The 24,435-nt window shown below is 62.0% G+C and carries 20 protein-coding genes; 16 read left to right on the forward strand and 4 right to left on the reverse strand.

What is annotated here, in order from left to right; genetic code table 11:
* Positions 1-205 precede the first annotated feature (205 nt).
* The 10 genes from sucC to KSW38_RS16830 all read left to right on the forward strand — a co-directional run bounded on the left by sucC (position 206) and on the right by KSW38_RS16830 (position 11,487).
* Entirely contained in the window at positions 206-1,375 is a 1,170-nt protein-coding gene (gene sucC / locus KSW38_RS16785; protein WP_216926067.1) for an ADP-forming succinate--CoA ligase subunit beta, read from the forward strand.
* Positions 1,376-1,387: 12 nt separating this feature from the next.
* The gene (sucD, locus tag KSW38_RS16790) at positions 1,388-2,290 is read left to right on the forward strand and encodes a succinate--CoA ligase subunit alpha (protein WP_216926068.1); all 903 of its coding nucleotides are present in this window, start codon (positions 1,388-1,390) and stop codon (positions 2,288-2,290) included.
* Positions 2,291-2,513: 223 nt separating this feature from the next.
* Complete coding sequence (locus KSW38_RS16795; protein WP_216926069.1) at positions 2,514-2,918, forward strand: tautomerase family protein; 405 nt, start codon at positions 2,514-2,516, stop codon at positions 2,916-2,918.
* A 163-nt stretch (positions 2,919-3,081) separates the two neighbouring features.
* Entirely contained in the window at positions 3,082-4,116 is a 1,035-nt protein-coding gene (iolC, locus tag KSW38_RS16800) for a 5-dehydro-2-deoxygluconokinase (protein ID WP_216926070.1), read from the forward strand.
* Positions 4,113-5,072: a Cgl0159 family (beta/alpha)8-fold protein gene (locus KSW38_RS16805; RefSeq protein WP_216926071.1), complete on the forward strand. Its 960-nt coding sequence runs from the start codon at positions 4,113-4,115 to the stop codon at positions 5,070-5,072. The genes iolC and KSW38_RS16805 overlap by 4 nt, the downstream gene beginning before the upstream one ends.
* A gap of 40 nt (positions 5,073-5,112) precedes the next feature.
* Positions 5,113-7,038 (forward strand): 3D-(3,5/4)-trihydroxycyclohexane-1,2-dione acylhydrolase (decyclizing), encoded by a 1,926-nt coding sequence (gene iolD, locus KSW38_RS16810; protein WP_216926172.1) that lies wholly within the window; start codon positions 5,113-5,115, stop codon positions 7,036-7,038.
* 55 nt (positions 7,039-7,093) lie between these two features.
* On the forward strand, positions 7,094-8,605 hold the full coding sequence (locus KSW38_RS16815; RefSeq protein WP_216926072.1) for a CoA-acylating methylmalonate-semialdehyde dehydrogenase: 1,512 nt from the start codon (positions 7,094-7,096) through the stop codon (positions 8,603-8,605).
* Positions 8,606-8,621: 16 nt separating this feature from the next.
* Positions 8,622-9,539, forward strand: coding sequence for a sugar phosphate isomerase/epimerase family protein (locus tag KSW38_RS16820; protein ID WP_216926073.1), 918 nt, complete (start codon positions 8,622-8,624; stop codon positions 9,537-9,539).
* Positions 9,540-9,590: 51 nt separating this feature from the next.
* On the forward strand, positions 9,591-10,604 hold the full coding sequence (locus tag KSW38_RS16825; RefSeq protein WP_216926074.1) for a Gfo/Idh/MocA family protein: 1,014 nt from the start codon (positions 9,591-9,593) through the stop codon (positions 10,602-10,604).
* Positions 10,605-10,614: 10 nt separating this feature from the next.
* Positions 10,615-11,487: a sugar phosphate isomerase/epimerase family protein gene (locus tag KSW38_RS16830; protein ID WP_216926075.1), complete on the forward strand. Its 873-nt coding sequence runs from the start codon at positions 10,615-10,617 to the stop codon at positions 11,485-11,487.
* Positions 11,488-11,548: 61 nt separating this feature from the next.
* Here the strand turns inward: KSW38_RS16830 and iolB are convergent, their stop codons facing one another.
* Both iolB and KSW38_RS16840 read right to left on the reverse strand, forming a co-directional pair.
* Positions 11,549-12,442 (reverse strand): 5-deoxy-glucuronate isomerase, encoded by an 894-nt coding sequence (iolB, locus tag KSW38_RS16835; RefSeq protein WP_216926076.1) that lies wholly within the window; start codon positions 12,440-12,442, stop codon positions 11,549-11,551.
* A gap of 17 nt (positions 12,443-12,459) precedes the next feature.
* Positions 12,460-13,200: a GntR family transcriptional regulator gene (locus KSW38_RS16840; protein WP_216926077.1), complete on the reverse strand. Its 741-nt coding sequence runs from the start codon at positions 13,198-13,200 to the stop codon at positions 12,460-12,462.
* Positions 13,201-13,508: 308 nt separating this feature from the next.
* Between KSW38_RS16840 and KSW38_RS16845 the strand changes: the two genes are divergently transcribed.
* From KSW38_RS16845 to KSW38_RS16855, 3 genes are all read left to right on the forward strand, one after another.
* Entirely contained in the window at positions 13,509-14,504 is a 996-nt protein-coding gene (locus KSW38_RS16845) for a substrate-binding domain-containing protein (protein ID WP_216926078.1), read from the forward strand.
* Positions 14,505-14,568: 64 nt separating this feature from the next.
* Positions 14,569-15,627: an ABC transporter permease gene (locus KSW38_RS16850; RefSeq protein WP_216926079.1), complete on the forward strand. Its 1,059-nt coding sequence runs from the start codon at positions 14,569-14,571 to the stop codon at positions 15,625-15,627.
* A 12-nt stretch (positions 15,628-15,639) separates the two neighbouring features.
* Complete coding sequence (locus KSW38_RS16855; protein ID WP_216926080.1) at positions 15,640-16,566, forward strand: ATP-binding cassette domain-containing protein; 927 nt, start codon at positions 15,640-15,642, stop codon at positions 16,564-16,566.
* Positions 16,567-16,674: 108 nt separating this feature from the next.
* On the opposite strand, the gene KSW38_RS16860 is transcribed toward KSW38_RS16855, so the two are convergent.
* Positions 16,675-17,676 carry a LacI family DNA-binding transcriptional regulator gene (locus tag KSW38_RS16860; protein WP_254186622.1) on the reverse strand — a complete coding sequence of 334 codons (1,002 nt, stop codon included), beginning with the start codon at positions 17,674-17,676 and terminating at the stop codon, positions 16,675-16,677.
* Between the two features lie 159 nt (positions 17,677-17,835).
* Here KSW38_RS16860 and KSW38_RS16865 point away from each other — a divergent pair, with 159 nt between their 5' ends.
* From KSW38_RS16865 to KSW38_RS16875, 3 genes are all read left to right on the forward strand, one after another.
* Complete coding sequence (locus tag KSW38_RS16865; protein WP_216926081.1) at positions 17,836-19,023, forward strand: Gfo/Idh/MocA family protein; 1,188 nt, start codon at positions 17,836-17,838, stop codon at positions 19,021-19,023.
* The gene (locus tag KSW38_RS16870; RefSeq protein ID WP_216926082.1) at positions 19,020-20,039 is read left to right on the forward strand and encodes a sugar phosphate isomerase/epimerase family protein; all 1,020 of its coding nucleotides are present in this window, start codon (positions 19,020-19,022) and stop codon (positions 20,037-20,039) included. The genes KSW38_RS16865 and KSW38_RS16870 overlap by 4 nt, the downstream gene beginning before the upstream one ends.
* An 85-nt stretch (positions 20,040-20,124) precedes the next feature.
* Positions 20,125-21,147, forward strand: coding sequence for a Gfo/Idh/MocA family oxidoreductase (locus KSW38_RS16875; protein WP_216926174.1), 1,023 nt, complete (start codon positions 20,125-20,127; stop codon positions 21,145-21,147).
* Between the two features lie 355 nt (positions 21,148-21,502).
* Here KSW38_RS16875 and KSW38_RS16880 read toward each other — a convergent pair whose 3' ends face one another.
* Positions 21,503-24,403, reverse strand: a complete 2,901-nt coding sequence (locus KSW38_RS16880; protein WP_428982404.1) for a chitobiase/beta-hexosaminidase C-terminal domain-containing protein — start codon at positions 24,401-24,403, stop codon at positions 21,503-21,505.
* Positions 24,404-24,435: the final 32 nt, after the last annotated feature.

Here is a 24,435-nt window from a genome sequence, read left to right on the forward strand (position 1 = left end):
GCCGATAGAAGTGTAAGGTTACTCACTTAACAGGTAGTGTGTAGCTGGCGGGACTCCTCAAAGGGCTAAAGTTCCGAGAGGACCTTACGCAATGTGACCGGCTTCAATCCTGGTTGTTACCGCGTACTTTCCGCAGCTGGCTATCGCGGTCATCGCGGTTCCCGGCTGAACAGAAAACTACTTCGACGTAGAAGGACACTAAACCGTGGACCTGTTTGAATATCAGGCGCGCGATATGTTCGAAGCGCACGGTGTACCCGTGCTCGCCGGCATCGTGGCGCACACTCCTGAAGAAGCAAAGGCAGCTGCCGAGAAGATCGGCGGCGTTACTGTCGTAAAGGCACAGGTTAAGGTTGGTGGCCGCGGCAAGGCTGGCGGCGTCAAGGTTGCCAAGACTGCCGACGAGGCGCTTGAGCACTCCACCAACATCCTGGGCATGGACATCAAGGGCCACACCGTCAACAAGGTGATGATCGCCCAGGGTGCGGACATCGCCGAGGAATTCTACTTCTCGGTCCTCCTGGACCGCGCCAACCGCAACTACCTGGCCATGTGCTCGGTTGAGGGCGGAATGGAAATTGAGCAGCTGGCTGTTGAGCGTCCCGAGGCCCTGGCCAAGATCGCCATCGATCCCGCTGTGGGCATTGACCAGGCCAAGGCTGACGAGATCGTCGCAGCCGCAGGCTTCGCTGAAGAACTGCGCGGCAAAGTGGCCGACGTCATTCTGAAGCTCTGGGACGTTTTCAAGAAGGAAGACGCAACCCTGGTTGAGGTCAACCCGCTGGTCCGCACCGGCGCAGGCGACATCATTGCCCTCGACGGCAAGGTCACCCTCGACGAAAACGCCGACTTCCGCCACGTGCACCACGCACTGCTCGAGGACAAGGAGTCAGCTGACCCGCTCGAGGCCAAGGCCAAGGCGCAGGACCTCAACTACGTCAAGCTGGACGGCGAAGTAGGCATCATCGGCAATGGCGCCGGTCTTGTGATGTCCACCCTGGACGTCGTTGCCTACGCTGGTGAAAATCATGGCAACGTCAAGCCCGCCAACTTCCTGGACATCGGTGGTGGAGCTTCTGCTGAGGTCATGGCCAACGGCCTGGACGTCATCCTGGGTGACTCCCAGGTCAAGAGCGTTTTCGTCAACGTCTTCGGTGGCATCACCGCTTGTGACGCTGTGGCAAAGGGCATCGTGGGTGCACTTGCTGAGCTCGGATCCGCTGCGAACAAGCCGCTGGTCGTTCGCCTCGACGGCAACAACGTCGAGGAAGGCCGCCGCATCCTGACCGAGGCCAACCACCCGCTGGTTACCCTGGCCGCCACCATGGACGAGGGCGCCGACAAGGCCGCCGAGCTCGCCAACGCAGCTAAGTAAAGGGACGCGAGAATGTCTATCTACCTCAACAAAGACTCCAAGGTCATCGTTCAGGGCATCACCGGCGGCGAAGGCACCAAGCACACCGCACTGATGCTCAAGGCCGGCACCAACATTGTTGGTGGCGTCAACGCCCGCAAGGCCGGCACCACGGTCCTGCACGGCGACAAGGAAATCACCGTCTTTGGCACCGTCAAGGAAGCCATCGCTGAAACCGGCGCCGACGTCTCCATCGTCTTCGTTCCGCCGGCATTCACCAAGGACGCCGTGGTTGAAGCCATCGAAGCCGGTATCGGCCTCGTTGTAGTCATCACTGAAGGCGTTCCGGTTCAGGACTCCGCCGAGTTCTGGGCACTCGCGCAGTCCAAGGTTGACGCCGAGGGCAACCAGGTCACCCGCATCATCGGACCGAACTGCCCCGGCATCATCACCCCGGGCGAAGCCCTGGTTGGCATCACCCCTGCAAACATCACGGGCAAGGGCCCCATCGGCCTCGTGTCCAAGTCCGGTACCTTGACCTACCAGATGATGTACGAACTCCGCGACCTCGGCTTCTCCACCGCCATCGGCATTGGTGGCGACCCCATCATCGGCACCACGCACATCGACGCCCTGGCTGCGTTCGAAGCTGACCCGGAGACCAAGGCAATCGTCATGATCGGCGAAATCGGTGGTGACGCTGAAGAGCGTGCTGCTGACTTCATCAAGGCCAACGTCACCAAGCCGGTTGTTGGCTACGTTGCAGGCTTCACCGCTCCTGAAGGTAAGACCATGGGCCACGCAGGCGCCATCGTCTCCGGCTCCGCAGGAACCGCGCAGGCCAAGAAGGAAGCTCTCGAAGCTGCAGGCGTGAAGGTCGGCAAGACGCCGTCCGAAACCGCTAAGCTGCTGCGCGAAGTTTTCGCAACGCTCTAGTACCCAAAGCAACGCGGGGTCACTTACGGCCCATTCCCGAGTGTGGAATGGGCTCAAAGTGACCCCGCGTTGCTGTTTAAGGCAAGCACGACGGCGGCCCCTCACCTTTCCCACGGAAGGCGGCGGGGTCGCCGTCGTGCTTTAATGCGCGTTGCGGGGCCCTGTACCTTCAGAGCCTTTCTTTGTTAGTATGTCAGGACAAACTAATTCGAAGGAGTGCGAGATGCCATTGGTAAGAGTCGACGTCAATCAGGGCCGGCCGGCGGAGGAGTTGGCCGCCATCAGCCGGGCCATCCACAATGCAATCGTCTCTGAGTATGAAATCCCTGAGCGGGACTACTTCCACATCATCACCGAGCACCCGAATGGGCAGATTGTGGCCCAGGACGCTGGACTGGGGTTTGAGCGCAGCCTTGAGGTGGTCATGATCCAGATCTTCACGCAGGGTGGACGAACCCAGGTGGCCAAGAGCTCACTCTTCGAAGCCATTACCGAAGGGCTTGGCGAGCTTGGCGTCAAGGGCGAGGACGTCTTCATTGGCTACATTGAAAACTCGCCCGGCGACTGGTCTTTCGGCTTCGGGCGCAGTCAGTATGTCACTGGAGAATTGGCCATCCCGCGCAAGTAGATGCAGTCCGTGTCACGTTGTAAATATGTCAGTACAAACCTTTGACAGGACATGAAATCTGGTGCAAAGTAGTCATGTGGCCCCGCTCACTGAAGGGGTGGCAAGGCATTGGGGCCCAGCGCTCAAAGGTTCAGAGTTCACAAGAGAAAGGTCAACGATCATCGTGACCCACGAACTGCTTACGATCGGGCGCATCAGCGTTGATATCTACCCGAACGATATTGGGGTGGACCTGGAGGACGTGACGTCCTTCGGCAAGTATTTGGGAGGATCGCCCTCCAACGTGGCCGTCGCTGCTGCGCGCCACGGCCGCCGTGCGGGTGTCATTACCCGGACCGGCGATGACGCGTTCGGGAACTACCTGCACCGGGAACTGCACAAGTTCAATGTTGATGATTCCTTTGTCTCCCCCGTGAAGGAGTACCCGACGGCGGTGACTTTCTGCGCGATCAAGCCGCCGGAAGATTTCCCTCTGTACTTCTATGGACGGTTTCCCACGGCGCCGGACCTGCAGATCAAAGCCGAAGAGTTGGATCTGGATGCTATTAGGGACGCGGGCATTTTCTGGTCCACGGTGACCGGCCTCTGCCAGGAACCCAGCCGCACCGCGCACATCGCCGCTCACGAAGCCCGTCCCCGGAATGGTTTGAAGGAAGGCCAGTTCACCATCCTGGACCTGGATTACCGGCCGATGTTCTGGGATTCGGAAGAGGAAGCCCGCACGCAAGTTGCTCGGATCCTTCCGCACGTTACGGTTGCGATCGGGAACGACAAGGAATGCGCTGTTGCAGTGGGGGAGGGTACGCCCGACGAACAGGCGGACCGCCTGCTGGCCGCCGGCGTCGAGATTGCCGTGGTGAAGCTCGGCCCGGAAGGTGTCATGGCCAAGACCCGCACCGAGCGGGTCGTCTCGGCCCCTGTGCCGGTGGAAACCGTCAACGGCCTGGGCGCGGGTGACTCCTTCGGCGGGGCTTTCTGCCATGGGCTGCTGTCCGGCTGGAGCCTGTCCGAGGTTCTGGATTACGCCAACGCTTCCGGCGCGATCGTTGCCTCCCGCGTGTCCTGCGCTGATGCGATGCCGACGCCGGATGAGGTCACCTCGCTGCTCGCGGAACGCGGCCGGCCCATCCCGGGAGCTTCCCCTGCCGCGGCCCCTGCGCCCGCAGCACCAACGTTCGCAGAAGGAGCAGTCCGTTGAGCCTGAACGATGACCCCCGCCGCTATGAGCACTTGAGCCGCATCCGGCTCGAGGACCCGGAAGCCGTCGCACGCGCGGCTGCCACCCGTCGTCGCCACCCAGGGCTGAAGCACGGTGTCCAGAATTTCATTGTTGCGGCAGATCATCCGGCGCGCGGCGCCCTGTCCGTTGGGCCGGAGCCGATGGCGATGGCCGATCGCCGGGACCTTCTGGACCGGCTGCAGATCGCCCTCGCCAACCCGGCCGTGGATGGCATCCTTGCCTCACCGGACATCATGGATGACCTGCTTCTGCTGGGTGCTTTGGACGGCAAACTCATCTTCGGCTCGATGAACCGTGGTGGCCTGGCTGGTCTGGTCAATGAGTTCGATGACCGGTTCACCGGACACACAGCTGCCGCGTTACAGGCACTCGGTGCCGATGGCGGCAAGATGCTCACGCGGATCTGCCTGGGTGACCCGGACACGGTGGCCACGCTTGAAGCGACCGCCAAGGCCATCGATTCGTTGGCCGAACGTAAGCTCATCGCCATGGTGGAGCCATTCCTCTCGGTGCGTGACGCACATGGCAAGGTCCGCAACGATCTCCGCGCGGACGCCGTGATCAAGTCCGTCGGCATCGCCGAGGGCCTGGGTTCCACCAGCGCCTACACCTGGATGAAACTGCCGGTTGTGGCTGACATGGAGCGCGTCATGGCCTCCACCACGCTTCCTACCGTGCTGTTGGGTGGTGACCCTGACGGCTCCCAAGACGAGGTCTTCGCCAGTTGGCAGGCCGCCCTCGCGCTGCCGGGCGTCCGCGGCCTCACGGTGGGCCGCACGCTTTTGTACCCGCACGACGGCGATGTGGCGGGTGCCGTCGCGACGGCCGCCTCGCTGCTGAACAACGCTGGACCAGTTGCGGCTCCTTCGGAGCAAACCTCGTCTGACCGTATTCCAGTGAAAGTATCGGAGTAGCCCCGCCATGCGGACCTCAACAGGAACAGCAACCCGTCGGATGACCGTGGCCCAGGCCGTGGTCGAGTTCCTTTCCAAGCAGTACACGGTGGATTCCATCGGTGGCCAGGAGTACCGTGAGCGCCTGATTCCGGGCATGTTCGGTATCTTCGGGCACGGCAACGTTGCCGGCGTTGGTCAGGCTTTGAAGCAGTACCAGGCAGCGGACCCGTCCATCATGCCGTACTACCAGGGCCGCAATGAGCAGGCCCAGGCGCACCAGGCTGTTGGCTATGCACGGCACACCCGCCGGCGCCAGACGTTCGCGATCAGCACGTCCATTGGTCCGGGTTCCTCGAACCTGCTGACCGGTGCCGCCCTGGCTACAACGAACCGGCTGCCGGTGCTGCTGCTGCCGAGCGACACGTTCGCCACCCGTGCAGCGGACCCGGTGTTGCAGCAGTTGGAACTGCCGTATGCGTACGACATCACGGTCAATGATGCCTTCCGTCCGTTGTCGAAGTTCTTTGACCGGGTCTCCCGCCCGGAGCAGTTGTTCTCGGCGTTCCACCACGGCCTGCGTGTCCTGACGGACCCGGCCGAGACGGGCGCGGTGACGATTTCGCTGCCGCAGGACGTCCAAGCCGAAGCCCTCGACGTTCCGGAAGAGTTCTTGGCCGAGCGTGACTGGCGGATTCGCCGTCCCGAGGCCGAGGATGAGGACATCCGCCGCGCAGTGGAGGCCATCCGTGCCGCCAAGCGCCCGCTAATCATCGCCGGCGGCGGCGTGCTCTACGCCTACGCCAACGAGGAACTCGCCGCCTTTGCCGAGCTCACCGGCATTCCGGTGGGCAACACCCAGGCTGGCGTCGGTGTCCTCCCGTGGGATCACAAGCATTCCCTGGGTGCGATCGGTTCCACGGGCACGACGGCGGCCAACGCCATCGCGGCCGAGGCGGACCTGGTGATCGGGATTGGCACCCGCTACGAAGACTTCACCACCGCGTCCCGCACCGCGTTCCAGAACCCGGACGTGAAGTTCGTGAACATCAACGTGGCCCCGATCGATGCCTACAAACACGGCACCACCATCCCCGTGGTCGCTGATGCCCGCAAGGCCCTAGTGAAACTGAACCAGGCGCTGGGCGGTTATCGTGTGGGTGCTGACCTTGAAGAGAAGGTCGCGGCGGAGAAGAAGCGCTGGAACGCGATCGTGGATGAGGCGTTCGAGACCCGTTTCACGCCGTTGCCGGCCCAGAACGAGATCATCGGAGCCACGAACAAGGCCATGGATGACCAGGACGTGGTCATCTGCGCCGCGGGTTCCCTGCCCGGGGACCTGCACAAAATGTGGCGGGTCCGTGACCCGTTCGGCTACCACGTGGAATACGCCTATTCCTGCATGGGCTACGAAATCCCGGGCGGGCTGGGCGTGAAACGCGCAGCACTGGCCGAAGCCGCTGCCGGCGGTCCAAACAGGGACGTCGTGGTGATGGTGGGGGACGGTTCCTACCTGATGATGCATACCGAACTGGTCACCGCCGTCGCCGAACGCATCAAACTGATCGTGGTCCTGATCCAGAACCACGGCTACGCCTCCATCGGTTCACTGTCCGAGTCGCTCGGCTCCCAGCGTTTCGGTACGCAGTACCGGGTGCTGGATAAGGAACAGCACAGTTTCGACGCCGGCGAGCACCTGCCGATCGATCTGGCCACCAACGCCGAATCCCTGGGTGCGAAGGTCATCCGGATCGAACCGGGCGAGAACGTCATCGAATCCCTCGGCGCTGCCATCAAGGAAGCCAAAGCAGCCCCCGAAACCGGCCCGATCGTCATCCACGTCGAGTCCGATCCTCTGCTGGATGCACCCAGCTCGGAATCCTGGTGGGACGTTCCCGTCTCCCAGGTCTCGGACCTCGAATCCACCCAGCAGGCCTACGAGACGTATACCGACCACAAGAACCGCCAGCGCAAGCTGCTCGGTTGATTCTCAGATACATAGACCCGAGCCTTTCAAGCTACAGACCAAAGGAAGTCCGCATATGTCGACGACGACCACACTGACCACCATTAACCACTTCATCAACGGCGCCGAAACCGCCGGCGAAGGCGACCGCACCCAGCCCGTGTACAACCCTGCCACCGGGCAGGTCACGGCGGAGTTGCGCCTGGCGAGCGAGGCCGACTTGGACACTGCTGTTGCAGCGGCCCGTAAGGCAGCTGATTCCTGGGGTGATATTTCTCTGGCCAAGCGCACGGGCGTGTTGTTCAAGTTCCGTGAACTGGTCGCCGCGCACGTGGACGAGCTGGCCGAGTTGATCACGGCCGAGCACGGCAAGGTCCTCTCCGACGCGAAGGGCGAGATCGGCCGCGGTCTGGAAGTGATCGAGTTCGCCTGCGGCATCCCGTCCCTGCTCAAGGGTGACTACTCGGACCAGGTCTCCACCGGCATTGATGTGTTTTCCTTCCGTGAACCCCTGGGCGTGGTTGCCGGTATTACTCCGTTCAACTTCCCGGTGATGGTGCCGTTGTGGATGGCTCCGATGGCGATCGCGACCGGTAACGCGTTCATCCTCAAACCCTCCGAGCGGGACCCGTCCGCACCGATGTTGCTCGCGAAGTTGTGGAAGGCCGCCGGTCTGCCTGATGGGGTGTTCCAGGTCCTGCACGGCGGGAAGGAAACCGTTGACGGGCTGCTGACGCACCCGGACGTGGACGGTATCTCCTTCGTCGGGTCGACCCCGATTGCGCAGTACGTCCACGAAACCGCCACGAAGCACGGCAAACGGGTCCAGGCCCTGGGCGGGGCGAAGAACCACGCGATCGTGCTCCCGGACGCTGACCTGGACAACGCAGCGGACCACCTCGCCGCCGCGGCGTTTGGTTCCGCGGGGGAGCGGTGCATGGCGATCTCCGTCGCTGTCGCTGTCGGGGATGCCGCTGATTTGCTGGTGAAGAAGGTCCAGGAACGTGCCCTGGCTGTGAAGGTCAACAACGGCACCGTGCCCGGTGCGGAGATGGGTCCGGTCATCACCCCGGCCTCGAAGGAACGCATCGAACGGATCGTCACCGAAGCAGAGCAGGCTGGTGCTGCGATGGTGGTGGACGGCCGCGACCTCGTGATCCCCGGCCATGAGGAGGGCTTCTGGGTGGGCCCGACCGTGATCGATCAGGTCAGCACCGAAATGAGCGCGTACACCGAGGAGATCTTCGGGCCCGTGCTGGTGGTGGTCCGCGTGGACACCCTCGAGGAGGGCATCGCGCTGATCAATGCCAACCCGTACGGCAACGGCACCGCGATCTTCACCTCCTCCGGCGCCGCGGCCCGGAAGTTCCAGCGCTCCGTGACCGTGGGCATGGTCGGCATCAACGTGCCCCTGCCCGTTCCGGTGGCTTACCACTCCTTCGGCGGCTGGAAGAACTCCCTCTTCGGCGACAAACACATCTACGGCCCCGAAGGCGTGTCCTTCTACACCCGCGGCAAAGTCATCACCTCCCGCTGGCCCGAACCCACCCACGCCTCCGGCGCCTCCTACAACTTCCCCTCCAACTGAGAAAGATACTGCTGTCATGACTGACGTCGAGAACAAGCTCATTATCGGCACTGCCCCCGACTCTTGGGGCGTGTGGTTTGCCGATGACCCCCAGCAGACTCCGTGGGAACGGTTCCTGGATGAGGTGGCTGAATCCGGCTACAAATGGATTGAGCTGGGTCCCTACGGCTACCTGCCGAACGACCCCACCCGCCTGGCAGAAGAGCTCAAGCAGCGCGATCTCAAGGTCACTGCCGGAACGGTGTTCACGGCCTTCCACCGTGGTGCCAAGCAGTACGACGAAGCCTGGGAACCGGCACGCAAGGTGGCCGAACTGACTGCGGCCATGGGTGGTGAACACATTGTGGTTATCCCCGCGATGTGGCGGGACGACGTCACGGGCGAGGCCGTAGAGAACGGAGAACTGACCGACGAGCAGTGGGCTGATCTCTTCGCAGGCCACAACCGGATGGGCAAGGTCCTGTTGGAGGACTTTGGGCTGCACCAGCAGTTCCACTCCCACGCTGACTCGCACGTTGGCGCGCAACAGGACATCGAAACCCTCTTGGCCGCAACGGATCCGCAATACCTGAACCTATGCCTGGACACGGGCCACGCGGAGTACTGTGGCGCTTCAAGCCTGGAGCTCATCAAGAATTACCCGGACAGGATCGGCTACCTGCACCTCAAGCAGATCAACCCCGAGATCCTTGCGGAGGTCAACGAGAAGAACATGACCTGGGCTGCTGCCAACCTCGCCGGCGTCATGACCGAGCCGCCGAACGGCCTCCCGGACCTGCGCGCTGTTATTGAAGCTGTGGAAGGCCTCAACCGGCCGATCTTCGGCATCGTTGAGCAGGACATGTACCCGGTAGCGTTCGATGTACCGATGCCCATCGCCAAGCGAACACGCAACTACCTGCTTTCCTGCGGCTCCCGCACGCGGGTCCAGTAGCTCCCGCACGCTGGTCCAGTAACTAGAACCAACCTCACGAAGGATAGAAAAGTGACAAAGATTCTCCGCGTTGCCGTCATCGGCGCAGGCCGCATGGGTGCCGACCACATCAAGCGCCTGAGCACCCGCATCCACGGCGCTGAAGTAGCCGCCGTCGTCGATGTTGATCTTGCCCGCGCGCAGGCTGCCATTGAAGGAATCGACGGCGCTGCGGCGCTGTCCAGTGCCGATGAGGCGCTGAACAATGGAGACGTTAACGCCGTCCTGATCGCCACGCCGGGCTTCCTGCACGAGGAAATCCTGTACAAGGCGTTGGAGAAGGACTTCCCGATCCTCTGTGAGAAGCCGCTGACACCGGATGCGGAAAGCGCGTGGAAGGTTGTCCAGGCTGAACTGGCATTGGGCCACAAGCGCATTCAGGTGGGTTTCATGCGCCGCTTTGATGCCGAGTACTCGGCACTGGGTTCGATCATCCGCAACAGTGAATTGGGGGAACTGTTGATGCTGCACCACCAGCACCGCAACCCAAGCACGCCTGAAGGCTTCACCAACGAGATGCTAATCAACGACTCCGTGGTCCATGAGTTCGACGCCATCCGTTACTTCACCGGCGAGGAAATTACCTCAGTGCAGGTCCGCTTGGGTAAGCCCACGCGCAACGCCCCCAATGGCCAGCACGACCCCCAGCATGTGCTGCTTGAAACTGAATCGGGCGTGTTGGCCGACGTCGAGATTTACGTCAACGCCAAGTTCGGCTACCAGGTTGCCACTCAGGCGTCCTTCGAGGATGGCATCGTGAGCATCGGCGGTGACAGCGGCCCGTACATCCAGTCCGCTGGTAAGTGGGGCGGCAGCGTCACTCCGGGCTTTGAGGAGCGCTTCGGAGCAGCGTACGACGTCGAGATCCAGGCGTGGGTTGATGCCGCCCTTCGCGGCGAAATCGGCGGTCCCACCGCCTGGGACGGTTATGCCACCGCTGCTTGCTGCGAGGCCGGAGTCGAGGCACAGAAATCGGGCGAGAAGGTCAAGGTGCAGTTGAACACCAAGCCTGATCTCTACAAGTAGGGGCACTGACATGAAGATTGCCCTTGACCCCACTCCGTTCCACCACAGCCACACGCTGCTCGAGTTCCCGCGCGTGGCAGCAGATCTCGGCTACAAGTACCTGCAGATGACGCCTCACGCGGACCTCATCCCGTTCTTCAACCACCCGAAGGCTGATGACGAGCTTGTGGGCAAGCTGAAGGCAGCGTGCAAGGACGCCGGCGTCGAAATCGCCTCCGTCCTGCCGGTCCTGCGGTGGTCCGGACCCGATGAGGACGCCCGGGAAGCTGCGGTCCGCTACTGGAAGCGGGCCATCCAGATCGCCGTAGACCTCGGCATTCAGACCATGAACACGGAGTTCAGCGGCCGTCCGGAGAAGGCTGAGGAGTCTGAACGCGCCTTCTACCGCTCGATGGAGGAACTGCTACCGATCATCGAGCGCGAAGACATGGATGTGCTCATCGATCCGCACCCGGACGACTTCGTGGAGGACGGACTGGCTGCGCTGCGCGTGATCCGGGGCGTGAACTCCCCGAACATCGGCATGGTCTACGTTGCCTCCCACACCTTCCATATGGGCAACAAGCCGTTGGAGATCATGCGTGCGGCCGGCGACAAGCTCCGCCTGGTGCACGTCTCTGACACGATGAACCACCACGCCTCACACGGCCTCAGGTACATCACCAACCCGCCGGGCAACGCTGTCCGCGTCCACCAGCACCTCAAGATCGGTGACGGGGATGTGAACTGGGACGAGTTCTTCGGCGGCTTGAAGGAGATCGGATTCCTGGACAAGGAGAACACCGTCATGGTTTCTTCGGTGTTCGCAGAGGACGAGAATGCCGAGGACGTTTCCAGGTACCAGCTCAAGACGATGAACGATTTCATCGCCCAAGCCAAATAGCGCTCAACACCAAGAATGCCCCTGTGACCGAGAGTCACAGGGGCATTCTGTTGGTTATGCGTCAGGCCGTAAACGGAAGCCTCGGGTCCACGTCCTGGTCCTCCCAGGTCTGGCGGATCCAGCCGTGGTGGGGGTCATCGCTGATGAGCCAGTCGCGTACGCGTCCGGGGCCTGCCATGACGTTCAGGTAGTAGAGGTCATAGCCCGGTGCTGCCATCGCCGGTCCGTGCCAGCCGTAGGGGACCAGGACCACGTCACCGGTGCGGACCTCCGCTGAGACATCGATGGGCCGGTCATCGGAGGCGTAGACACGGGCGTAGCCTATTGCGTCTGAGTCCGCAGGGGCAGGGGAGTCCGCGGCGACGCGGGTTTCGAAGTAGTAGATCTCCTCCAGGCTTGTCTCGCCTTCCTTCTCCTCGTCGTGCTTGTGGGGAGGGTAGGAGGACCAATTGCCGGCGGGTGTGATGACCTCGCAAACAATGAAGCGATCAGCTTCCAGCGCCGCCGGTGTGCCGAAGTTGTGGACCTGCCGGGAGCAGTTGCCCGCCCCACGCAGCTCTACGGGGGTCTCGGCTGCCGTGACCAGGCGGGTAGGGTAGCCGGCCTTCGCCGGTGCGGTCGCGACCGCCACCCTTCCGCCGTCGTGCGAACTGATGGTGACGGCCCTGTTGATACCCGTGTACAGGACGTCACTTGGCCCGTGGAAAACCGAATGCCGGCCCGCGAGGCTGTACGCGTCGTCGTCGACCGTTACGGTAAACGAACCACTCAGCGGAACCACAATGCGTTCCTCCCCAGCGGCAGGAAGCTCGACGGCGGCACCAGGTCCGAGCGTCGCAACCTTCAGTCCCGTATGGGCCCAGCCGTCGATCGCGAGGGTGGAATCGGAAGTGCCGAGCGAGATGTCCCATTTGCCGTCAGTGGCTGTTCCCAGCGGGTAGACCCAGTTGGCCATAAGTTTGTGTCCTTGCGTTAGCGCTGTACGAGTGTCATTTCAAAGCTGTAGGAATCGGCGCGGTAGACGTGGTGGCCCGTTTCAACCATGCGTCCGGTGTCGTCCACCGCAGTGCGTTCCATGGTGACGAGGGCCGAACCAACTTCGGCCTCGAGGAGGGGAGCCTGGTAGTCATTGGCGATCATGGCGCCGATGCGCTGGGATGCCAATCGGAAATTCACGCCGCCGCGTCGAAGGATGGAATAGAGTCCCTCGCTGGAGAGCTGGGCTTCGTCCATGCTGGTGATGTCGTCACGGACCCAGTTCTCCATGAGCGCCAGGGGCTTGCCGCCAACTTTGCGGAGGCGGGTGAAGTGGTAGACCTTGGACCCGGCCGGCAGCTGAAGCGCGGTGAGTGTGGCGGCATCGGCCTCCACGTGGGAGAAGCTAAGCACATCCGTGGTGGGCTTCTTGCCGTTATTACTGAGGTCATCGAAAAGGCTTGAGAGCTCCAGCGGCCGCCGGACCTGGCTTGAAACCACCTGCGTGCCAACGCCGCGCTTACGGACCAGGAGGCCCGAGCGGACCAGTTCGTCCATGGCCTTTCGCATGGTGGGGCGGGACAGGTTGAGCTGTGCAGCAAGGTCGATTTCGTTGTCCAACCGGCTGCCCGGTTCCAGGACGCCGCTGTGGATGGCGGCTTCGATTCCCTGGACCACTTGGTGATAGAGCGGCACCGGGGACGAACGGTCGATGCTGAGGCTGAGTTGGTTCGCCACTGGTTTCTCCTAGCCTGCGGAAGCCCGGCCAGGGAATCAGTAGCCCGGTCGGATGGATGAGTATGTCCGCTCATGTTCTCTTGATAGGACATACTGCCTTTTTCTGATAATAGCAGCCGTGCTGGGCTGGTCAAGGAAGTGACTTCCAGGCATGTGGTGGCGGCATCTACTCGAGGAACTTACGTCAAAACATTCTAATGTCAGGACAAAGTATTGACAAAGTGTGAGGCGAGTCACCATGATCGAGGTAGCAGGCGATCCGGGCACGAGTCCCCGGACGCCCGAAGCTGACATCAAAGGAGATAACGGTGGCAAAATTCTCGTGGCGCAAAGCGGCGGTCGTCGCAGCAGTGGTTCCATTGGTGGCCCTGAGCGCCTGTTCGAGCCAGGGCGGCAAACCGGCAGATTCCGGGGGAGGTGCAGGCGCCGGGCAGGCAGCCAGCACTGCACGCATCAAGGTGGCCCTCATTACGCACGCAGCAGCTGGGGACACCTTCTGGGATATCGTCCGCAAGGGCGCAGAGGAAGCATCGAGCAAGGACAACGTAGAACTCCTGTACACCAGCGATCCCGAAGCCGGACGCCAGGCCCAGCTTGTTCAGCAGGCCATTGATCAGAAGGTGGACGGCATTGCTGTCACACTGGCAACCCCGGACGCCTTGAAGGATGTCCTGAAAAAGGCCACCGCTGCGGGTATCCCCGTTGTGAGCCTCAACGCGGGTGAATCCGTATCCAGCCAGCTGGGCGCTTTCACGCACTTCGGATCGAATGAGCAGCTTGCAGGCGAGGCGGTGGGCACCCGGCTCGCTGCAGAAGGCTACAAGCACCCCGTTTGCGTCATCCAGCAGCAGGGCCATGTGGGCCTGGAAGCACGCTGCGCCGGTGTGAAGGCCAAGGTGCCGGCAACGGAGATCCTCTACGTCGATGGCAAGGACATGACCGCGGTCCAGTCAACGGCCACAGCGAAACTCCAGGCGTCCAAAGATGCCGATGTGATCATCGGTCTCGGCGCCCCCATCACCCTCACCCTGCTCAAGTCCGTCACCGACGCCAGCAGTTCGGCCAAGGTGGCCAGCTTCGACCTCAATGCCGATCTCGCCCAAAAGATCGTAGACGGCCAAGTGATCTTCACGGTTGACCAGCAGCCATGGCTTCAGGGCTACATGTCCGTTGATGCCCTGTGGCAGGCAAAGCGCGGCGGCTTTAAGATCGGCGGCGGCCAGCCCGTCCTGACCGGCCCGACCATCGTGGACAAGGCCAACGCCGCCGATGTCCTCAAATTCGCCCAGCAAGGCGTCCGCTAGATCCAGGCATCCGGCTGCGCGGCGGGGAACCGCCGCGCAGCCTGACCAACAAGGAGTCATTCCTATGGCAAATACAACAACTCTGCCGCCGGCGGGGGCTTCGGCCCCTGGCGACGAACGGGTCGGACGCCGTAGTCCGGTCCAAAAGTTCCTGGCGAGGCCCGAAGTCGGTGCACTGGTCGGAGCGGTTGTCCTTTTCATCTTCTTCGCGTCTGTTTCCCAGACGTTTACGCAGCCGAACGCGCTCGCCACCGTGCTCTACGGTTCCTCGACCATTGGCATCATGGCGGTAGGGGTTTCCCTGCTGATGATCGGCGGTGAGTTCGACCTCTCCACGGGTGTGGCCGTGATTTCCTCCGCCCTCACCGCCTCGCTCTTTAGCTGGAACTTCTCACTGAATGCATGGGTTGGTGTCACTTTGGCACTGGTTGTCTCGCTGGGCATTGGATTCATCAACGGCTGGATTCTCGTCAAGACCAAACTTCCGAGCTTCATCGTCACCCTGGCGACCTTCCTCATGCTGACGGGCCTCAATCTGGCACTGACCCGCCTTATCGGCGGCAGCGTCTCCTCGCCGTCGATCTCCAAGCTGGATGGGTTCGAATCGGCACGAGCGGTATTCGCCTCCTCCGTCAGCATCGGCGGCGTTGAAGTCAAGATCACCGTATTCTTCTGGATCATCCTTGTGGCAGTGGCATCGTGGATCCTGCTGCGCACGCGCGTTGGCAACTGGATCTTCGCAGTTGGCGGTGATGCCAATGCTGCCCGTGCTGTCGGCGTGCCAGTGACCAAGACAAAGATCGGCCTGTTCATGGCAGTCGGTTTCTGCGGCTGGATCCTGGGCATGCACAACCTCTTTGCCTTCGACGCTGTGCAGTCCGGTGAAGGTGTTGGCAACGAGTTCCTCTACATCATTGCTGCCGTCATCGGTGGTTGCCTCCTGACAGGCGGCTACGGCTCGGCCGTGGGTGGCGCTATCGGCGCCTTCATCTTTGGCATGGCCAACAAGGGCATCGTGTACGCACAATGGAATCCAGACTGGTTCAAGTTCTTCCTGGGCTTGATGCTCCTGCTGGCCACCATCGTGAACCTGATCGTCAAGCGCCGGGCAGAGCTCAAGTAAGGGGCCGGAACAATGAACGCACAACAGATCGACCAGCAGACATTGCTGAAAAACGAGAAGGACCCGTTGACGCACACACCCGTGCACCTGCTTTCGCTCGAGGGAGTAGGCAAGCACTACGGCAACATCATCGCCCTGCGCGATGTAACCATGGCGGTGGACAACGGCCGGGTCACCTGCGTCCTGGGCGATAATGGCGCCGGCAAATCAACGCTGATCAAGATCATCGCGGGCCTGCACCAGCACGACGAAGGCACCCTTCAGGTGATGGGTGATGCCCGGAAGTTCAATTCGCCAAGGGACGCCCTCGACGCCGGTATCGCCACCGTGTATCAAGACCTGGCTGTGGTTCCACTGATGCCCATCTGGCGTAACTTCTTCCTTGGCTCGGAACTGACCAGCGGATTCGGTCCGTTCAAGAGCATGGATGTCCAGAAAATGAAGGACATCACGCTGAAGGAACTGGCCGAGATGGGCATCGACCTCCGTGATGTTGACCAGCCCATCGGTCAGCTCTCGGGCGGCGAGCGCCAGTGTGTCGCCATCGCCCGGGCCGTGTACTTCGGCGCGAAGGTGCTGATCCTGGATGAGCCCACAGCAGCACTTGGCGTGAAGCAGTCCGGCGTGGTGCTCCGGTACATCCTGCAGGCCCGCGACCGCGGCCTCGGCGTTATCTTCATTACCCACAACCCGCACCACGCCTTCCCTGTGGGTGACCGCTTCCTGCTGCTCAAGCGCGGCAAGTCGATCGGCTACTACGACAAGAAGGACATCACCTTGGATGAGCTGACGGCCCAAATGGCCGGCGGTGCAGAACTCGCGGAGTTGGCCCATGAGCTGGAGCAGCTCGGTGGGCATTCCGATGCGCTTGAGGAGGTCAAGGCCGAAGTAGCGGGTGTGGCTGATGCTGCGCCGGAAAGTGCCACGAAGCGGCACTAGGTTTGTTCGGCGGACTTCTGCCCGGAGCGCCTCGTGGCTCCGGGCGGAGTCGTGTCCGGCGCCTCTAGCGCCCTCTAGCGAACGGCTCGCTCCAGCGAACGGCTCCCTCTAGCGAACGGCCGACGTCGTGCCGCGGAGTACCAGCGTCGGTTCGATGAGCTTGCGCTCCGGCTCCAATGTCGGATCGTCGATACGGGCAAGGAGCCTTCGCGCTGCGTCCACGCCCACAACGTCGCTTCGGTTATCGATGGATGTGAGGTCCAGGAAGCGCGACTTGGCCAACGGGGAGTTGTCGTACCCGATCACCGAAACTTCGTTGGGCACGGAAAGTCCACGGGCTTTGATGGCGGCGAACGCGCCTAGCGCCATGGTGTCGTTGGCTGCGAAGATGGCTGTGGTGCCGGGGTGGTGATCCAGGAGCCAGCAAGCGGATCCGTACCCGTCTTCTTCTGACGTTCCTTCACTCTCACCGATCACGACTTCGACGCCGGCAGCCTCCAACGTGCTTTGGTAACCGGCCCGCCGGTGGAAGGACGCGCCGTCGGACCCGGAAAGGTGGCCGATGTGGCTGTGGCCTAACGCCAGCAGGTGGTCCGCTGCCATCATGCCCCCGCGGTCGTCGTCGTTGGTTATCAGGTCCGCACCTGCCGGGACGCCGTTCCGCCATCCCGCAACAACGGTGGGGACCCATGTTCCAGCGAGCATTGGTTCGCTGGGCTCGGCGGCCAGGACCAAGGCTTCCACGTGCATCGCCAGCAGGCCATCCGTGGCTTCCTTGATGCGGTTCGCCCCGGGCCTGGAGTCCGCGAGCGTGACTTGGTAGCCGAGGTCTGAAAGGACGGATTCCATCCCACGGAGGAGGTCTACAAACCAAGGGTTCCGGTAGTCGTCAATGACCAGCCCGATGCTTTTGGTGCGGCTGCTAGCCAGCGTGGTAGCAGCGCGGCTGGGCCTGTAACCCAGTTGGGTGATGGCCTTTTGGACGGCCTCCCGACGCTTCTCACTGATCCTCCCCGGATCCTTGAGGAACAGTGAAACCAGCGACGGCGAGACTCCGGCCTGGGTGGCGACGTCGTAGAGGGTGGGGCGGCGGGTCTGTGCGCTGTTCAACGGAATCGGTGTGCCTTTCGTGTCTGTCCTCGAGGATAGTCGCTTAAGGATTGACAGGACATATAGACATAGTTACGCTCAAACCCAGTGCAAAAATTGTAGCGCTACAAAATGTCGTTCAGTGCCTCATGGCATGGCGAAATTTCAAAGGAGAAATCAATGGCTGAAAGCCTCGGCGTCGCCGTCATCGGTGCAGGCATGGCCGGTAAGGCCCATGCTGCCGCGTACCGCACGGCATCTGCCCTCTACAGCCCGGTACTGCCACAGCTCCGCCTCGTCTCCATTGGCGACGTGAATGCCGAATTTGGTTCCCTGGCTGCCCGGCGCTTTGGATACGAGCGCAACGATACGTCCTGGCAGGCAATCGCCGAGGCGGACGACATTGACGTGGTGAGCGTGGTCATCGCCAACTCCCTCCACCGCGAAGTCGTGGAAGGCCTGCTCGCCGCCGGCAAGCACGTGCTGTGCGAGAAGCCGCTCAGCGACACCTTGGCCGATGCCCGCGCGATGGCAGATGCCGCCCGCGCTGCTGAGGCCGGGGGAACCCTGGCGCGTATCGGCTTCACCTTCCGCCGCACCCCGGGCATTGCCTACATCCGCGATCTCATCCAGAACGGCGTTCTCGGGAACGTCCTGCACTTCAGCGGCCGGTACTGGACCGACTATGGCTTCAGCCCTTCGGCTCCGATGAGCTGGCGATACAAGGGCGGGCCCGGCTCCGGTGCGCTGGCCGACGTCGGAAGTCACCTGACGTATGTCTCCGAATTCCTGTGCGGCGATATCAAGTCCATCAGCGGCGGCCGCCTGACCACTGCCATCGACAAGCGTCCGCTGCCGCTCAGTGCGGTCATGGGCCACGACCATGTTGCCGTGAGCGACACCTTCGAGGCAGTGGAGAACGACGACTATGCAGCCTTCAATGCGGAGTTCACCAACGGCGCCGGAAGCTTCGAAGTCTCCCGGGTTGCAGCCGGCCATGCCAACGGCCTCCAGTTCGAGGTCTTCTGCGAGAACGGCGCCGCCAAGTTCGATCAGCGCCGCCCCTCCGAGATCCAGCTGTTCCTTAATGATGGATCCGGCAATGAGAACGGTTACCGCCAAGTCTCCCTTGGGCCGGGACACCCTTACATCGCCGGTGGCCTGGCAATGGACGCGCCGGAAGTTGGCTTCGGCCAGAACGATGCCTTCGGCTACCAGGCCCGGGCATTCCTCGAAGAGGTCGCAGGCCTTGGCGAAGAGGCATCCCTGCCCCGCTGTGCCACCTTCGATGAAGGTGTCCGCAACATGGAACTCCTCAGTGCCGTCACTGAATCCGCCCTGAACAACGGAAAGAAGATCACGCTATGAAACTCGGCGTCTACAACGCGATCCTCCACGACCGTCCGCTCCCGGAAGCACTGAAGGTCATTGCCGATCTGGGCCTCACGGGCATCGAGATCAACACCGGCGGGTTCCTGCCCGCCGTTCACGTCCCCACCTTTGACGAGATTCTGGAAAGCGACGCAGCGCGCGACGACTACCTGGAGATCTTCGAGGGCACCGGCGTTTCCATCGCTGGCCTGAACTGCAACGGCAATCCACTGCATCCGAAGCGGGAAATCGGTGAGAAGCACGCCGAAGACATCCGCCGTTCCATTCGCCTCGCCCACCGCCTCGGACAGGACCGGGTGGTAACCATGTCCGGCCTTCCTGGGGGCGAGCCTGGGGCGAGCACCGTCAACTGGGTAGTCAATGCCTGGAACTCCGCCGCCTTGGACGTGCTGGATTACCAGTGGGGCGTGGCGGCAAAGTTCTGGAAGGAAATGGACCGCCTCGCCGCTGACCATGGCGTCAAGGTGGCGCTTGAACTGCACCCTCAGAACCTCGTCTTCAACACCGCTGATGTGTACAAGCTCATCGAGCTCACCGGAGCCACGCATGTTGGGGTCGAGTTGGACGCTTCGCACCTGTTCTGGCAGCAGATGGACCCCGTAGCCGTGGTTCGCGAACTTGGCCCTTTGGTGTTCCAGGCGGCGGCGAAGGACGTCCGCGTGAACAAGGACAACGCTGCCCTGTACGGAGTATTGGACAACAGCTTCCGACGACTCTCAGCCGAGGAAAACCGCACCAACCTGGGCGGCGACGAGTGGGCGAACGAATGGCCCAGGAACTCGGCCTGGGACTTTGTGGCCTTGGGCCGTGGACACGATACGGCCTTTTGGACAGAGTTCCTCCGGGCCCTCCATGAGGTTGATCCCGACATGCTGGTGAACATCGAACACGAGGACGTTTCCCTGGGCCGCATCGAAGGACTTGAAGTTGCGGCAAAGGTCCTTAAGGATGCCGACGCGGCACTGAAGGCTTATACCGCTAGTGCTAATTGACAGGACAAACTGACAAGGTTTAGTGTCGCCTCAAGAATCCCTCTTTAAGACTCAACTTCTGCTGCACTGACGGAGACAGATAATGATGAAGCAAGTGACCCTCGGCCTTGTGGGTGTCGGCCGGATTGGCGTAATGCACGCCAAGAACATCAGCGCCCTCAACCAAGCCTTGAATCCGGAGGGTGTCCAGATCCAACTCAAGCTGACCGATGTGGCGAAGGAACACGCCCGATCCGTGGCCGCCGAATTTGAGGCGGAATTCGTGGGTTCGGTGGCTGAGCTGATCTCCTCGGGTGTGGACGGACTGGTGATCGCCACCGGCACGGCGACACACCCGGACCTCATCCGCACCGGCGTAGATGCCGGAATTCCGGTGTTCTGCGAGAAGCCGGTGGCTGTGAATGTTGCCCAGTCCCTGCCTGTCCTGGAGCACATCCGGGAGAAGGGCGGAACCGTGCAGATTGGCCACCAACGCCGATTCGATGCTGGCTACCTGGAAGCCAAGCGCGCCTACGAGGCCGGGGAATTGGGCTGGATCCACTCCGTCCGTGCCCTCACATGCGACATGACCCCGCCGCCGGTCCAGTTCCTGGCAACCTCCGGCGGCCTGTTCCGGGATTGCTCCGTGCACGATTTCGACATCCTTCGCTGGCTCACGGGCAAGGAAATCGTGGAGGTCTATGCCAAGGGCTCCAACAATGGCGACCCCGCAATCGGTGAGGTGGGCGACGTCGATACAGCCTTGGCGGTAGTTACGTTCGACGACGGCACGGTAGGTACGGTCTCCGCCAGCCGATACAACGGGGCCGGGCATGATGTCCGGCTGGAACTCCAGGGCTCTGATGGCTCGGTGATGGTGGGCATGGATGAACAGATGGCTGTCCGTTCGGCTGAGCAAGGGGTTGCCTTCCCGTCCGGCATCTCCCATCAGACCTTTGCCGAACGCTTCGACCAGGCGTACCGCTCCGAGATGGCTGCGTTTGTGGAACTGGTCCTCGGGGAACGCAAGAATCCGTGCACCCCCGAGGACGCCGTCGCTGCTTCCAAGGTGGCCGACGCCGCCCAGGAATCCCTCGAAACCGGCGTTCCCGTCCGCGTCGCCCCCTGATCTTCTCTCACATCCTGCGGCTTTTTTCCTGATCTTCTCTCACATCCATGGGGATTGCTGGCGTTCCTCTATCCCTTGTTTCAGGAAAGCCACGACGTCGGCACCTGACTTGGGTGCCGACGTCGGGACCTACCGTGCATGGGAGGTGAGAGAGGATCGGCCAAAAGGTGCCTCGACGTGAGATAAGACCGGTCAGAAAGGGCTTCGATGTGAGAGAAGACCGGTCAGAAAGGGCTTCGATGTGAGAGCAGAACGGCCGAAAAGGGCTTCGATGTGAGAGAGGATCGGACATAGCTGACGCGGGCCGGATGAGTCTGGGGGAAAACTCCGACCCGCGCCAGGTAGAGGGGGCTGATCACGCGATGACCTTCATGGCCTGCCAACCCGAGCCGAGGCTAACGGGCGGAACGTTGCTGAGCGTTCCGCTTCCCGATCCGGGATAGAGCCACAAAGTGTCTCCGATGCGGCCTACGACGTCGTTCTTGCCGTCGCCGTCAAGGTCCCGTGGCCCGGCCAACGCAGTGCGGGTTCCCCAGCCCGTCCCGATCTGCGTCCATTGCAACCAGCCCCCGGAACCATTGCCCGGATATAGCCATAATGCGCCTGTATCAGTGCGCCGCGCCAGTACATCTGCCTTGCCATCACTGTTGAAATCGCCAGTGCTGAAGATGGCGTTCATGACGCCCCAACCCCAGCCCACGGTGTAGGGAGTCCGCTGTCCTCCAGCACCATTTCCTTCATACAAACGGAGGTCGCCGTTGCTGCGCCGTCCCATGAAATCGGGAATTCCGTCACCGCTGAAATCCCCTGGGGAGAAGAGCTGTGTCATGGTGCTCCAACCGGTGCTGACCTGCTTCCGTGCGCCAAAGCTGCCAGCGCCGTCGCCGGGGTAGAACCACAGGACGTCCCCGGATCGTGCCAGGAGGTCGGGCTTCCCGTCGCTGTTGAAGTCGCCGGGGGTGATGGTGTCCGTGTTGGATGACCAGGCAGGCGCAGCCAAAGCGAGCTGCCTGGGGGAGAGCCCGCCCGCGCCGTTGCCCGGGTACAGGTACAGGTTGCCGGCGGTGTCAGCCGCCAGGACGTCGGCGCGGCCGTCGTCGTTGAAGTCATGGGCCGACGGCGGTCCGGCTACGGGAACGGTGTACGTCTGGGTACCGACGGACGACGTGTTGCCCGCCGTGTCCACGCCTATGTATTTCAACGTCAGGGTGGAGTTGCCCATCACGATCGGGGTGGAGTACTTGATATTGGAAGCAGATTCGGTGGCCGTGGGGGTGCTGCCGTCGGTGGTGTAGTAAATGGCCGCCCCAGTCTCGTTGGCTGTCAACGTGATCGTGGCGCCGCTGGCCAGTGCCCGTCCGGTGGGATTGGCCGTCACCACTGGAGCCGTCGTGTCCGGCGGAATCGAGTAGGTCTGCGTTGCGACGTCGGAGGTATTTCCAGCCGTATCCTTCGCGAAGTACTTCAGGGTCATGGGACCTGGCCCATTGAACGTAATTGGCGCGGAATACAGCAGGCCGGCTGTAAGGGGATCTGTGCCGTCTGTCGTGTAGCGGATTTCGGCTGGCTCGTTGGCAGATAGGGTGATCGTGGTGCCCGCAGCGTACGCCCCGCCTACAGGGTTGGCTGTCACCACTGGCTTGGTGATATCCGGGCCCGTGGAGTACGTCTGGGTGGCCACGGCCGATGAATTGTTGGCGCCGTCAACGGCAAAGTACTTCAGCGTCATCGGGCCATTGAGCGGGATCGGACTGGCGTACTTGCTGCTCGCCGTCGTGGGGTTGCTGCCGTCCGTGGTGTAGTAGATCGTCGCCGTCTCATTGGCGGTGAGGGTGATGGACTGGCCCACCGCGTATGTTCCACCCGGAGGCGTCGCAGTGACCACGGGGGCAACGTTGTCCGTTCCCAGGTAGGCCTCGAACTCGGCCAAACCGGCGTTGGTGGTGGTGGAGCTGACTGAGGTGATGTTCATACGCACCGAACTCACGGTCTTCGCAGGGAAGTTGATGGTGAGTCCGGAACCGTTGTTGGGAAGCGCTGGGACTGTCACCGTGCTTCCATCCGAGAACAGCAGGTTCCCTCCGGTCACTTGGTCAGTGAGGAGCGGCCGGTCGAACAAGGTCACCGAGTTGATGGTCCTTGTAGGGGAGAAGTCATACTGAATCCAACTGCCCGCCTTTTCGCCGGCCGTCACCCATTCACGCTTTGCGTCCATGGGGGCGCCCCACGCATACCCGTCCCGGGCTTTCTCCGGGCTCTGGGCGGTTGCTTTCTGGGATGACGCCGTGACGGTGGTCCCTGCCGACTTAGCGGCGTTTCCCACCCACTCGATGGCCGTGATGTATTGCCGTTTCAGCCACTCATCGTAGGGGGAATCGGGACATCCTTCGCCAGGACTGCTGCAGATATACATGTCGAAATCCGCGAACCGCACGAAGGTGTCCACCTTGGTGGTGAGTTCGGCACCCGTCACATTCTGGGGGTACTCGTCAATCACATATGCGTCGTAGGCCAGGGACGTATGGGGGCCGGTGTAGCTGCGCGTAGCCAGTTGGGCGAATTTGGCGGTCGCCCAATGGTCGCTGTGGTCGTAGGGACTGTTGAAGTTGCCGGTCCAGTCCTGTGTGCGGAACGTGGTCGGTTGGAAGTTGGCAACCAGCCGATTCAAGGCAGTTTGGAACTGGGACTTTGTGAACGTGGCTGCGTTATCCACGGGCCTGATGGAGGAAAGCCGTCCATCCCAGAGTTTGAGGATGCTCTGGTCGTTATACGCTGCACTGCCGTCACCGTTCGGGAAACCATCGGGCAGCCGCATGAAGACCACCGAGATGTTGGGTGCGCCATTGAGGGTTTGCATTGTCAGTGGGCGGTTGGGAACCCCTGCGTCGGAGGTGGTCCACGAATCAGACACTCCTGCCATCTTGGAGTAGCTGGCCCTGATTCCAGCTTCCAGGCTCTTCCAGTACGCAGCCCCCTCACCGGCCTCGCCCGCGGTGGTGAACACCGTTTGGACGCAGCGTTTGGCCTGGATGTCCCTCATGAAGTCCGGGCTGAGGAAAAGCAGGTCATCGTCCGTGTGAGCCACTATCTGCATGGCCCCGCCGGTTCCTGCGCACGGCGGAACGGCCGCCGACGCAGGGGCGATGGAAAATGCGACGAGTCCCGCGAAAGCCAAAGCCGGAGCAAGGATCAAGCTTAGGAAGCTGAAGAAATGGGGTTGCCGATCCGGACGGCGGACGTATTTTGGACGGTCCACAACCATGCCCCTTTGAGCAGATGTTGGGCCCC

It is taken from the genome of Paenarthrobacter aromaticivorans (genome assembly GCF_019038615.1).
Taxonomy (GTDB): Bacteria; Actinomycetota; Actinomycetes; order Actinomycetales; family Micrococcaceae; genus Arthrobacter; species Arthrobacter aromaticivorans.

What these genes read in the sequence shown, in the direction of transcription:
- sucD (WP_216926068.1), top strand. Translation starts at nt 1,388, where the DNA reads ATGTCTATCTACCTCAACAAAGACTCCAAGGTCATCGTTCAGGGCATC.
- KSW38_RS16795 (WP_216926069.1), top strand. Translation starts at nt 2,514, where the DNA reads ATGCCATTGGTAAGAGTCGACGTCAATCAGGGCCGGCCGGCGGAGGAG.
- iolD (WP_216926172.1), top strand. Translation starts at nt 5,113, where the DNA reads ATGACCGTGGCCCAGGCCGTGGTCGAGTTCCTTTCCAAGCAGTACACG.
- KSW38_RS16815 (WP_216926072.1), top strand. Translation starts at nt 7,094, where the DNA reads ATGTCGACGACGACCACACTGACCACCATTAACCACTTCATCAACGGC.
- KSW38_RS16820 (WP_216926073.1), top strand. Translation starts at nt 8,622, where the DNA reads ATGACTGACGTCGAGAACAAGCTCATTATCGGCACTGCCCCCGACTCT.
- KSW38_RS16830 (WP_216926075.1), top strand. Translation starts at nt 10,615, where the DNA reads ATGAAGATTGCCCTTGACCCCACTCCGTTCCACCACAGCCACACGCTG.
- iolB (WP_216926076.1), bottom strand. Translation starts at nt 12,442, where the DNA reads ATGGCCAACTGGGTCTACCCGCTGGGAACAGCCACTGACGGCAAATGG.
- KSW38_RS16850 (WP_216926079.1), top strand. Translation starts at nt 14,569, where the DNA reads ATGGCAAATACAACAACTCTGCCGCCGGCGGGGGCTTCGGCCCCTGGC.
- KSW38_RS16855 (WP_216926080.1), top strand. Translation starts at nt 15,640, where the DNA reads ATGAACGCACAACAGATCGACCAGCAGACATTGCTGAAAAACGAGAAG.
- KSW38_RS16865 (WP_216926081.1), top strand. Translation starts at nt 17,836, where the DNA reads ATGGCTGAAAGCCTCGGCGTCGCCGTCATCGGTGCAGGCATGGCCGGT.
- KSW38_RS16870 (WP_216926082.1), top strand. Translation starts at nt 19,020, where the DNA reads ATGAAACTCGGCGTCTACAACGCGATCCTCCACGACCGTCCGCTCCCG.
- KSW38_RS16875 (WP_216926174.1), top strand. Translation starts at nt 20,125, where the DNA reads ATGAAGCAAGTGACCCTCGGCCTTGTGGGTGTCGGCCGGATTGGCGTA.